Here is an 11,049-nt window from a genome sequence, read left to right as displayed (position 1 = left end):
TTTTTATAAAAGAAAAATGAAAAGATTGTGGTCCGCGGGGCCTTCCACCCCAACCACTTTATAAAAGCGGGTGAGGCGGGTCAAGCCCGCCATGACATTTTTAAACTATTGTCATTGTGCCATTTAACAAACTTTGCAACCCAAAATACACAGGGCATATTGCGAAGCCTATCGCGATGACCGTTGCCACGATGTACGCAATGAAATGCACGCGCTTGTACCATGTTTTGTTGTTCCAGCCGAGCGTTTGGAATGCGCTCCACACGCCGTGGGTGAGGTGAAACCACAGTGCCCACAGCCACAGCAGGTAAATCACCACATAAACGGCATTTGAAAACAGCGCGATGACTAACCCCGAACCTGCCTTCACCGCATCCGGCGAACCAATCAACTCGGCGAATTGCATCTTGTACCAGAAATTGCACAAGTGCACCGCCAACCCCAAGAGGATAAACAGCCCCAAGACGTACATGTTTTTTGCCGACCACTCCGTTTTCGTGTTGTTGCCGGATGTGTAGCCCTGAGAGCCACGCGCAAACTTGTTTTGAAGCGTTAATGCCGTGCCGTAGAGGATGTGAATCGCAAACCCGCCCGCCAAAGCCAGCGTAGCCACCACCGCATACCAGTTGGCACCCAAAAATTCACAAATCATGTCGTAGGCTTCGGTAGAGAACACCAAAACCAGGTTCATGCTCATGTGAAACAATAAAAACAGCACAAGGCAAGTCCCCGTGATGCTCATGATGAACTTCCTGCCAATAGAAGAATTAAATAGCCAATACATATATTATTTGTTTTATATTTCCCTTGAAATCGCGCGCAAAGTTACAAAAAAAATCTTAATAAAAATAGTTCTTCAGGAAATTTGGCTAAATCTTTTTCTCAGGTGCTATTATTTCGCAAACGGTGTTTTGTCCCGTAGGGACATAGCCTTTTATCCCGTAGGGATTATAGCTCGGTAGAAAAGCCAATCCTCACCTCCACCCTGCATCCCGTAGGGATGCAACCGATTGCGGATGATGTTGCATCCCTACGGGATGCAGGAATGGGGGAGGCATTCCATTTCTACCGAGCTATAATCCCTACGGGATAAAACAGCGTTTGCGAAATAGTAGCACCTGAAAAAAGATTTAGCCGATATTGATATTTCAAATTTTGGTGCAAAAGTACAAAAAAATTGTGAATTTCTAAGAATTTCCGTACTGAAAAATTTGTTTCAAGCAACCATTTTCTGTCAACTCCTCCGGCGAGCCAACAATCAGTCCGCGCGATTTGTCCAGCACCCAGAGTTTGTCGGCTGTTCTGCACACTAATTCCAAGTCGTGGCTTGAGAGAAAGATGGCTTTGCCGGTTTCGCGGCTCAATGTGCGCAGCAAATTCATGATTTCTACTTTGCTGGGGTAGTCGAGGAAGGCAGTTGGCTCGTCTAAAAAGATGACCGGCGTTTGTTGCGCGAGCACTTTGGCAATCATTACTTTTTGCCGTTCGCCGTCGCTCAGCGTGTCGGTGGGGCGGTTTGCCAATTCGGTGATGCCGACTTGCGCGATTGCCTCGCGCACAATTTGCCGGTCTTCGGCTGTCATCTGCCCCCAGAAATTGGTGTAGGGGTTGCGCCCCATGCCTACTAAATCGGTTACTGAAAGGTCTGTAGCTGTGATTTTTTCGGTGAGCACTACGCCTATGATGTGTGACAATTCTTTTAATTGGTAATTGCTAACTGATAATTGATAATTGCTAACTGATAATTGGTAACTGGTAACTGGTAACTGATAACTGATGTAGCCTGCCAGCGGTGGTTGAAAACCTGCCAATGTGCGCAGTAGCGTGGATTTTCCCACGCCATTCACACCTGCGAGGCATGTCAATTCGCCGCCGAAAATTGTGGCGTTCAAATTTTCGGCGATGATTGATTTTCTGTAACCTATCGCGAGGTTGTTGAGGATGATGTTATTTTTTTTCAAAGTGGTGACGCACAAAGAGTTCCATTGCTTGATATTCTGCCATGCCGAGTTGGTCGTAGCGTGCGGCGGTGTTTTTGTTGCGGTCTTCTGCCCGCTTCCAGAACTCGCGCTGGTCGGTTCCGGGGAACAGCGCGGGGTCTTTTTGCGACTGGTGTTTGTAGATTGCCATGCGCTTGATGCGGCTTTCTTCGGGGCTTAGCGGCACCGCCATATCCACTTCGGCGATGTCCCATTCCTGCCATGCACCGCGGTAGAGCCACATATAGCAGTCTTTGAGCCATGTTTCGCCCTGCAATTGCTTTAATGCTTCCAAAATGGCGATGAAGCAGACGCGATGTGTGCCGTGGGGGTCGGAGAGGTCGCCGGCGGCAAAAATTTGCTGCGGTTTCACTTCCTGCAACAATTTGACGATGATGTCCACATCCGCCTTCGTGATGGGTGCTTTTTTCACCGTTCCTGTTTCGTAGAACGGCAGGTTGAGGAAGTGCACGCGATTTTCGGGGATGCCCAGATAGCGACACGCCGAGCGCGCTTCACCCTGACGGATAGCCGTTTTGCAGGCTGCAACTTGTTTTATATCAGGCTGTCCGGGACGTTTTTGCTTGAAAAAGTCCAATGACTGTTGATAGGCTTCCTGCGCCGTTTTGTCATCAAATTTGTACAATGGTGCAATGCCGCGCACAAAATCCAGGAAGCGCGTTACCTCATCATCGAAAACGGCGATGTTGCCGGACGTTTCATAAGCAAGATGCACCTCATGACCATGTTCGGAGAGGCGCGCCAGCGTTCCGCCCATCGAAATTACATCGTCGTCGGGGTGCGGACTGAACACCACCACCCGCTTGGGGAATGGCGTGGCACGTTCGGGGCGCGTGCTGTCGTCAGCATTGGGTTTACCGCCGGGCCAGCCGGTGATGGTATGCTGTAAGTCGTTGAATACGCGGATGTTAATCTTATTGGCGGGACCAAATTCGGACACGAGTTCGCCCAACCCACTGTCGTTGTAATCGCGCTCTGTGAGTTTGAGGATAGGTTTTTCCAACTTTTCGCACAACCAAAACACGGCTTTGCGAATGGCTCTGTCCGTCCACTTGACCGTACCCACCAGCCACGGCGTTTTGATGCGTGTCAGTTCGGCTGCCGAAGCCTCATCGAAGATAAAAGAGGCGTTGGGATGCTTTTGCAGGATGGATGCGGGGAGCATTTCCGTCATACCCTCTTCCACAATTTTGCGGATGACTTTTGCTTTGCCTTCGCCCCACGCCATGAAAATGATGCGTTTGGCATCCATAATAGTACCCAAACCGATTGTGATACAATGATTTGGCACATTTTCTTCGCCGAAAAAATTACTTGCGGCACCCATGCGCGTCGAATAGTCCAGCGTCACCAAGTGGGTGCGCGAGGTGAACATCGAGCCGGGTTCGTTGGCAGCCAACTGTCCGCGTCCGTCCGCGCTTATCAATTGGAGGTCGATGCCGCCCGCTTCTTTGAGGAGTTTTTCATATTTTTCGCAAAAAGCAGAAATCTCCTCTTTTTTCAGATTGCCCGGAATCAGGTGAATATTTTCCGGCAAAATGTCCACCTCGTGGAACAGATATTCGTACAAGTAGAGGTAATGACTTTGCAACTCGTCTTTCGCCAGCGGATAATACTCGGACTCGTTGAAGACGACCACGTTTTTGAAACTCAGCCCCTCCTTTTTGTGCAGTTCCACGAGCCGTTCATACACGCCCACCACCGAAGAGCCGCCCACCAGCCCCAACACACACTTCTGCTTGGCAACCTGCTTCTCGCGAATGAGCGTAGCCACCTGTTTAGCAACCAAATCCGAAGCCACATCAGCATCGGTGAAGATAGAAACCGGCACTTTTTCGTACCTTTTATCCAGATTTTCCATACTAATTTTAATGTCTTTTTTGAGCAGCAAAAGTACACAGAATTTTTTGGATGTGCAAGCGTTTTTTGTCTGAACTGTGATTTTCGTGTGATTTTATTGATTTGTATGATTTTGTTTCATGTACGGTATCGTATCAATAAAATAAAAGTTGCCATCTTCGCCCATGAGCACATTGCCCTCGTGAAGGTCGGCTATTTCCAATATGTCATTGCCATAGCGGTTGTATCCAATCTTTCCGTTATCTTCGATAAATTTGTCGGCTTCCGCAAATGACTTCTGTTGCCGTTTTTCTAATGCTGTCATACGTTTGCATTTAATAGCGATAATGCTCCGGTTTGTACGGTCCGTCGGGATTTACGCCGATATACGCTGCTTGTTCGGGGGTCAATTTTGTCAATTTGACGCCGATGTTTCCCAGATGCAGGCGTGCTACTTCTTCGTCCAACTGCTTTGAGAGCCTTGTCACGCCGATTTCGTAGTTGTGTTGCCAGAGGTCGATTTGTGCCAAAGTCTGGTTGGTGAACGAGTTGCTCATCACGAATGAGGGGTGACCGGTGGCGCAACCCAGATTGACTAAGCGACCTTCTGCCAGCAGGAAAATCGAATTGCCTGTCGGGAAGGTGTATTTGTCTACTTGCGGCTTGATGTTGAGGTGCTTGATGCCGGGGAAGTTGACGAGTTTTTCTACCTGAATTTCGTTGTCGAAATGCCCGATGTTGCAGACTATTGACTGGTCGCGCATCACTTTCAAGTGGTCGATGGTGATGACATCGCGGTTGCCGGTGGTGGTCACGAAGATATTGCCTTCCTTCACGGCTTCCTCCATCGTGGTGACTTCAAAGCCCTCCATAGCGGCTTGTAAGGCACAAATGGGGTCTATTTCGGTGACGAGCACGCGCGCGCCGTAGGCGCGCATCGAACGGGCGCAACCCTTTCCCACATCGCCGTAGCCGAGCACCACCACCACTTTACCGGCAATCATCACGTCCGTAGCGCGTTTGATGCCATCGGCAAGGGATTCGCGGCAGCCGTAGAGGTTGTCGAATTTGGATTTGGTGACCGAGTCGTTCACATTGATGGCGGGAATCAGTAGTTCGCCTCTTTCGAGCATTTGATATAAGCGGTGTACGCCTGTGGTGGTTTCTTCGGACACGCCTTTTAGTTTGCTCACGGTGCGATGCCAGCGCGTTGGGTCTTCTTTCAATATCCTGTTTAGTGTGTCTAAAATCACCTGTTCTTCGTGGTTGCCTCCTTTGCGGGCGATGGTTTTGGCATCGTTTTCGGCTTGGAAACCCCAATGAATCAGCAAGGTAGCATCGCCACCGTCGTCCACAATCAGGTTGGGTCCTTCGCCGTTGGGGAAGCGCAGGGCTTGGTCGGTGCACCACCAATATTCTTCGAGCGATTCGCCTTTCCACGCAAAAACGGGAACACCCGCGGCAGCAATGGCGGCGGCGGCATGGTCTTGTGTCGAAAAAATGTTGCAACTCACCCAGCGCACATCGGCACCGAGTTCCACAAGCGTCTCAATCAGCACGGCAGTCTGAATCGTCATGTGGAGCGACCCCATGATGCGTGCGCCTTTAAGCGGCTTTTCTTTGCCGTACTTCGCGCGAAGTGCCATCAAGCCGGGCATTTCATGTTCCGCGATTTCAATCTCTTTGCGTCCAAAAGTCGCCAAACTGATGTCAGCTACTTTGTAGTCTAATTTTTCTTGCATTATATATGTCTTTTTGAATTTCGGCGACAAAGGTACGAAATAGTTATGAGTTATGAGTTATCTTGTCAAAAAACCAAAAAATGTTGGGATTTAACAAAGTTTAACAGTAAATTTTTCAAAAACACTTGCATATCTCAAAATAAACCTCTACTTTTGTGCCCGAATTGAAAATGTAATAATTACAGTTTTGAAATGAGAACAACATCGAATGTGGTGAACAGGTTGGAAGAAGCCGGGGTCAAGCCCTCTGTGCAGCGAATGGCAATTATGAAATATTTGGTTGACCATCCCGTGCATCCGACAGTGGATATGATTTTTCATGCACTGTTTCCGGCGATGCCAACCTTGTCAAAAACAACGGTTTACAACACATTGAAACTGCTTTCGGAAGAAGGTGTGGTTCATTCGATTGACATTGATGAAAAAAATGTGCGCTATGATGGAGATATTTCTCCGCATGCTCATTTCAAATGCAAAGGGTGCGGCGCAATTATTGATTTGCATATAGAAATGCCTGATAACAAGCATATTGCAAATTTTTCGGATTTGAAAATTGATGAATGTCAGCTATATTATAAAGGATATTGTAAAAATTGTATAACAATGTAAATTATTAAAAGTTATGAAGAAGAAATGGATGTGTACCGTGTGCGGTTACGTGCACGAAGGGGATGAGGCTCCCGATTTGTGCCCTCAATGTCAACAGTCGAAAGACAAGTTTAAAGAAGTAGTGGAATCAACGGGTGCGTTGCAGTTTGCAGACGAGCATGTCATTGGCATTGCCAAAGGGGTTGATTCCGAAGTGTTGGACGGTTTGAAAGCGCATTTCGCCGGCGAATGTAGCGAAGTCGGTATGTATTTGGCGATGAGTCGCCAAGCCGACCGCGAAGGCTATCCCGAAGTGGCAGAGGCTTTTAAGCGTTATGCGTGGGAAGAAGCCGAACACGCTTCCAGGTTTGCCGAGTTGCTGGGCGAAGTCGTTTGGGACACCAAAACGAACCTCAAAAAGCGAATGGAAGCCGAAGCAGGTGCGTGCGAAGACAAAAAACGCATCGCCACGCTGGCAAAACAGAAGAACCTGGATGCTATCCACGACACCGTGCACGAAATGTGCAAGGACGAGGCGCGCCACGGAAAAGGCTTTGAAGGCTTGTACAACAGGTATTTCAAGTAAAACCCTTATCCGTCATTGCGGGCTTGACCCGCAATCCCCTGAAAAGGAACGTTCGCTGACTGCGGGCGTTCCTTTTGGTATTTTCCCTGCGTTGGGCAATTACTTAATCGCGATTGTTTTGCGCTTGTCCACCAGCGCTTTTTCCATTTTTGGAAGTTTGATTTTCAACACTCCGTTGTGTTGAGTGGCTTCAATCGTGTTTTTTTTGAATAATGCAAGTGATGCCTTGGGCAAGTTCAATTAGTAATTGTGGGCAAAAATCTTTGTTCCGGTGCTATGAAAAATAAATTTTTGTAGCTTTGCAGTCTTAATAGTAAAATTATGGGACGAAAAAAGTTAGAAAGAGCGTTTCTTGCAAGCAATTTCCGGTTTTGTCCCGCATGGGACAGCACTTTATTAACCGTAGACTTCAGTCTACGGTATAAACCAATGTGTCTTCCCATGCGGGACTTTGGGGTGTGGGCTCCGTCACTACCGTAGACTAAAGTCTACGGTTAATAAAGTGCTGTCCCTGCGGGACAAGGAGCGAAAGCCAAGTGGTATGATTGCGGGTGGTCATAATTTTTTCTCACCCCACCAACTCAATCACTTCCAAATTTTTAATCTCCGCACCGGCAATCACACACCGCACCACTGTGCGTACGGTGTGGAAGCCGTATTTGCCGGCAGCTCCCGGATTGATGTGCAGCAGTTGCAAACGCTTGTCGTATTGGACTTTCAGGATGTGCGAATGTCCGCAGACAAATAATTTTGGGGGATTGGCGTACAGTTCTTGGCGGATTTCCGGCGCATATTTTCCCGGATAACCTCCTATATGTGTCAATAATACAGGCACTTGCTCCACTTCAAAGCGCAATGTTTGCGGACAAATCGCGCGGAGCGCAGAACTGTCGATGTTTCCGTAAACGGCGCGTGTCGGCTTAATCGCCGCCAAACGATTTAACACTTCTTCGCTGCCGATGTCGCCCGCGTGCCAAATTTCGTCGCAGTCGGCGAAATATTTAGCGAATTTGTCGTCCCAATATGCGTGTGTGTCGGAAAGTAAACCTATTTTTGTCATAACACTAATCAGTTACATATTATTTGCAAAATTTTATCATCAACTAATCATAAACCACCCCATCTGCTTCTCCTTATTCAGGCGGACAAGTTGGCGGGCAAGCAGGGCGTTTTGCGGCTGTTCAAGCAGTGGGTCGGCATCCAGAATGGCTTGGGCGAAGTCGCGGGCGGTGGTCAAAATCTGCCCGTCGTGCGCGAGATTGGCGATTTTGAGGTTGAAGGCGATGCCGCTTTGCTGGGTGCCGTCGATGTCGCCGGGTCCGCGCAGTTTGAGGTCTTCTTCGGCTATGCGAAAGCCGTCGTTGGTTTCGGTCATGATGGCGAGGCGTTTGCGGGTGTTTTCGGACAGTTCGTATTTCGTGACGAGGATGCAGAACGACTGGTCGGCACCCCTTCCGACACGTCCGCGCAGCTGGTGTAATTGCGGCAAGCCGAAGCGTTCCGCGTTTTCAATCAGCATCACGGAGGCGTTGGGGACGTTCACGCCCACTTCTATCACGGTGGTGGCGACCATAATTTGCGTTTCGCCGGACACAAACCGCTGCATTTCAGCATCTTTCTCGGCGGGTTTCATCTTGCCGTGCAGCATCGACACCTTGTATTCGGGAAAAATCTGCTTGGTTTTTTCAAAGCCTTCGAGCAAATTTTGGATGTCCACTTTTTCGCTTTCCTCAATCAGCGGATAGACGATATAGACCTGACGACCCTCCTGGAGTTGTTTGCGTACCGATTCGTAGAGGTGTCCGCGTTTTTTTTCGTAGGTGTGCACCGTCTTTACGGGCTTGCGACCGGGGGGGAGTTCGTCAATGACGGACACATCCAAATCGCCGTACACAGTCATCGCCAGCGTGCGCGGGATAGGGGTTGCCGTCATCACAAGCACATGTGGCGGGGTTGCGTTTTTCTTCCAGAGGCGCGCCCGTTGCACCACGCCGAAGCGGTGTTGCTCGTCCACCACCACCAAACCGAGGTTGGCAAATTCGACTGTGTCCTCGATGAGGGCGTGGGTGCCGATGACGATTTTTATTTCGCCGGTTTTTATTTTGGGCAGGATTTCCGTGCGCACTTTTTTCTTCGTGGAGCCGGTCAACAGGGCTATTTCGACAGGCATCCCTGCCAGCAGTTCGGAAATCGTTTCGTAGTGCTGCGTCGCCAAAATCTCCGTGGGTGCCATAATCGCACCCTGAAAGCCATTGTCGAGTGCGATGAGGACAGACAGCAGTGCCACGAGCGTTTTGCCGCTGCCCACATCGCCCTGCAAGAGGCGATTCATCTGCCTGCCGGAATTGGCATCCTGCCGAATTTCTTTGACCACACGCTTCTGCGCACCCGTGAGTTCAAAAGGTAAGTGGTTGAAATAGAAGTAATTAAAAAACTCACCCACCTGCGAAAATCGCAAGCCGGCGATGCGCTTCTCGCGGTATTTCGTAATCCGCAAGATGTTGAGTTGCAGATAAAACAGCTCCTCAAATTTCAGTCGGTATTGCGCCTGCCGCAGCATTTCGGGTGTCTGCGGAAAATGAATGTTCCGCAGTGCGGTATCCAGCGAAACAAGGTACGCCTTGTCGGTAATCTCTTGCGGCAGCGTTTCCGGCAGAGGCGTTTTGATATTCTCAAGTATCTGAGTGATAATCTTTTGGATGGCGCGCGAATGGAGGAACGCATTTTTCATCCGCTCCGTGGTGTTATACAATCCTTGCACCCCCAATTGACCGTCATAAAACTTGTTTTCCGTTTCCAATTCGGGGTGAGCCACTTGCAGGCGATGCCCAAACACGGTGGGCTTGCCAAAGAGGATGTACTCCGTAGTTTCGTTGTAGGTGGTCATGATGTGCTTGAGCATCTGAAACCACACCAAGTCGATGCTACCCGTGTCGTCGCTGAACACCGCCGACAGCCGCCGTTTGCTCCCCTCGCCACGTATTTGAAAATCGCTGATTTTGCCCTTCAACTGAATGTAGGGCATTGAATTGTCGTTGCGTTCCTGCCCTGAAATTCGCTGTAATTCTCTGACTGTGAATATCTTACTGCGGTCGATGTACTTGTACGGAAAATAATACAGCATATCCTCCCAAGTAACGACCTGGATTTCTTTCTGCAAAGTTTCCGCCTTTTTCGGACCCACACCCAGCAGATATTTGATATGTGACTGATTTATTTCCTGCATTTCGGATACAAAGTTACGCTTTTTTTGCCGTACTTTCACTGTGCTGCCAACAAATCTTTCGCCGGATTGACCAAGTAAAGTCGCTCTGTTGGGCGAGTGAAGGCGGTGTAGAGCCAGCGGTAGAAGTCCAAGCCGAGATACTCTTCGGGCACGTAGGAGATGTCGAGGAAGACGTTTTTCCACTGCCCGCCTTGTGCTTTGTGGCAGGTGACGGCGTAGGCGTATTTGACCTGCACCACATTGTAGAACGGGTCTGTTTTGAGTTTCGCCATGCGCTCCTTTTTTGAGGGGAGGTCGGCATAGTCTGCCAAAATGGCTTGAAAAAGTTGCTCGCTTTGCTCTTTGGGTAGCGACGGCGAGTCGGAATGGAGGCTCTCGAGGATAATTTTTACACCCAACTCCACATCGTAATCGGGGAAATAAACCGTCACATCGCAGAAGCGGAAGCCGTAGAGTTCCTGCGTGCGCCCAATGTGTTTCACCTCCATGATGTCGCCATTGGCAATAAAATCCATTTCTTTTACCTCTTTCGACCAAAAGTAGTTGTTTTTGGCTACCATCAGCAAATCGCCCGACGACAGCTCCTCCTCGCGCCACAAAATGCGGTTGCGAATGCCGTTGTTAAACAGATTGGCGCGCTTGTTGGAACGCGAAATCACCATCGTTTCCTCCATTCCATCGCGCTGATAGGCATTTTCGATGGTTTCAATCAACTCGTCGCCGCGAATAATTAGCACATCGGTGAACTTTTTTGTGTGAATTTTAGGGAAAGCTTGAACCGCCTCTTTTTCAATGGCTTTGCGCAACAAAGTGGCATTGTGCAAAATACCCGATTGACGGGCTTGACGAACCACCTGCGTCAGTGTCACCGTGTGCACAAGCAAGTTGTGAGCAGCCAACACATCTGGGTCAAGCGCAGGACTGGCAGTCTGCCCAACGGGTGGCAACTGCGCCGAATCACCCAACAAAATCAGCCTACAGCCCTGCCCGCCATAGACATAGCGAATCAAATCGTCCAGAAGCCCGGTCCCCAGCCCTCCCTCAATGGGGGAGAAGGCTCCCCCCTGA

At 49.3% G+C, this 11,049-nt stretch carries 11 protein-coding genes; 2 read left to right on the top strand and 9 right to left on the bottom strand.

Annotated features, from left to right (window positions below; translation table 11 throughout):
• Positions 1–100: 100 nt before the first annotated feature.
• From ASC50_RS02750 to ahcY, 5 genes are all read right to left on the bottom strand, one after another.
• Positions 101–784 carry a succinate dehydrogenase cytochrome b subunit gene (locus tag ASC50_RS02750; protein WP_055431984.1) on the bottom strand — a complete coding sequence of 228 codons (684 nt, stop codon included), beginning with the start codon at positions 782–784 and terminating at the stop codon, positions 101–103.
• A gap of 403 nt (positions 785–1,187) precedes the next feature.
• Positions 1,188–1,961 carry an ABC transporter ATP-binding protein gene (locus tag ASC50_RS02745; RefSeq protein ID WP_055431983.1) on the bottom strand — a complete coding sequence of 258 codons (774 nt, stop codon included), beginning with the start codon at positions 1,959–1,961 and terminating at the stop codon, positions 1,188–1,190.
• Positions 1,948–3,861: a glucosamine-6-phosphate deaminase gene (locus ASC50_RS02740; RefSeq protein WP_055431982.1), complete on the bottom strand. Its 1,914-nt coding sequence runs from the start codon at positions 3,859–3,861 to the stop codon at positions 1,948–1,950. Before ASC50_RS02740 ends, ASC50_RS02745 begins: the two co-directional genes overlap by 14 nt.
• Before the next feature lie 93 nt (positions 3,862–3,954).
• Entirely contained in the window at positions 3,955–4,164 is a 210-nt protein-coding gene (locus tag ASC50_RS02735) for a putative polyvalent protein kinase domain-containing protein (RefSeq protein WP_055431981.1), read from the bottom strand.
• Positions 4,165–4,174: 10 nt separating this feature from the next.
• A complete protein-coding gene (gene ahcY, locus ASC50_RS02730; protein ID WP_055431980.1) occupies positions 4,175–5,581 on the bottom strand; it encodes an adenosylhomocysteinase in 1,407 nt (468 codons plus the stop codon).
• A 192-nt stretch (positions 5,582–5,773) separates the two neighbouring features.
• On the opposite strand from ahcY, the gene ASC50_RS02725 reads away from it, so the two are divergent.
• Together ASC50_RS02725 and ASC50_RS02720 are read left to right on the top strand one after the other, a co-directional pair.
• Positions 5,774–6,190, top strand: coding sequence for a Fur family transcriptional regulator (locus tag ASC50_RS02725; protein WP_055431979.1), 417 nt, complete (start codon positions 5,774–5,776; stop codon positions 6,188–6,190).
• A 13-nt stretch (positions 6,191–6,203) separates the two neighbouring features.
• The gene (locus ASC50_RS02720; RefSeq protein ID WP_055431978.1) at positions 6,204–6,755 is read left to right on the top strand and encodes an NADH peroxidase; all 552 of its coding nucleotides are present in this window, start codon (positions 6,204–6,206) and stop codon (positions 6,753–6,755) included.
• Between the two features lie 99 nt (positions 6,756–6,854).
• Here ASC50_RS02720 and ASC50_RS07600 read toward each other — a convergent pair whose 3' ends face one another.
• The 4 genes from ASC50_RS07600 to ASC50_RS02705 all read right to left on the bottom strand — a co-directional run.
• Positions 6,855–6,926: a hypothetical protein gene (locus ASC50_RS07600; RefSeq protein ID WP_262482189.1), complete on the bottom strand. Its 72-nt coding sequence runs from the start codon at positions 6,924–6,926 to the stop codon at positions 6,855–6,857.
• Positions 6,927–7,323: 397 nt separating this feature from the next.
• Positions 7,324–7,815: a metallophosphoesterase family protein gene (locus tag ASC50_RS02715; RefSeq protein WP_055431977.1), complete on the bottom strand. Its 492-nt coding sequence runs from the start codon at positions 7,813–7,815 to the stop codon at positions 7,324–7,326.
• A gap of 39 nt (positions 7,816–7,854) precedes the next feature.
• The gene (gene recG / locus ASC50_RS02710) at positions 7,855–10,020 is read right to left on the bottom strand and encodes an ATP-dependent DNA helicase RecG (RefSeq protein WP_226995351.1); all 2,166 of its coding nucleotides are present in this window, start codon (positions 10,018–10,020) and stop codon (positions 7,855–7,857) included.
• The coding region (locus ASC50_RS02705; RefSeq protein WP_056928660.1) for an ATP-dependent DNA helicase at positions 10,017–11,049 on the bottom strand (1,033 nt) is incomplete at its 5' end. The genes recG and ASC50_RS02705, both read right to left, overlap by 4 nt.

It is taken from the genome of Candidatus Symbiothrix dinenymphae (assembly GCF_001431085.1).
This window is presented reverse-complemented; position numbering and strand designations above follow the sequence as displayed.

Coding starts and splice junctions, on each gene's coding strand:
- ASC50_RS02750 (WP_055431984.1), bottom strand. CDS start 784: ATGTATTGGCTATTTAATTCTTCTATTGGCAGGAAGTTCATCATGAGC.
- ASC50_RS02740 (WP_055431982.1), bottom strand. CDS start 3,861: ATGGAAAATCTGGATAAAAGGTACGAAAAAGTGCCGGTTTCTATCTTC.
- ASC50_RS02735 (WP_055431981.1), bottom strand. CDS start 4,164: ATGACAGCATTAGAAAAACGGCAACAGAAGTCATTTGCGGAAGCCGAC.
- ahcY (WP_055431980.1), bottom strand. CDS start 5,581: ATGCAAGAAAAATTAGACTACAAAGTAGCTGACATCAGTTTGGCGACT.
- ASC50_RS02725 (WP_055431979.1), top strand. CDS start 5,774: ATGAGAACAACATCGAATGTGGTGAACAGGTTGGAAGAAGCCGGGGTC.
- ASC50_RS02720 (WP_055431978.1), top strand. CDS start 6,204: ATGAAGAAGAAATGGATGTGTACCGTGTGCGGTTACGTGCACGAAGGG.
- ASC50_RS02715 (WP_055431977.1), bottom strand. CDS start 7,815: ATGACAAAAATAGGTTTACTTTCCGACACACACGCATATTGGGACGAC.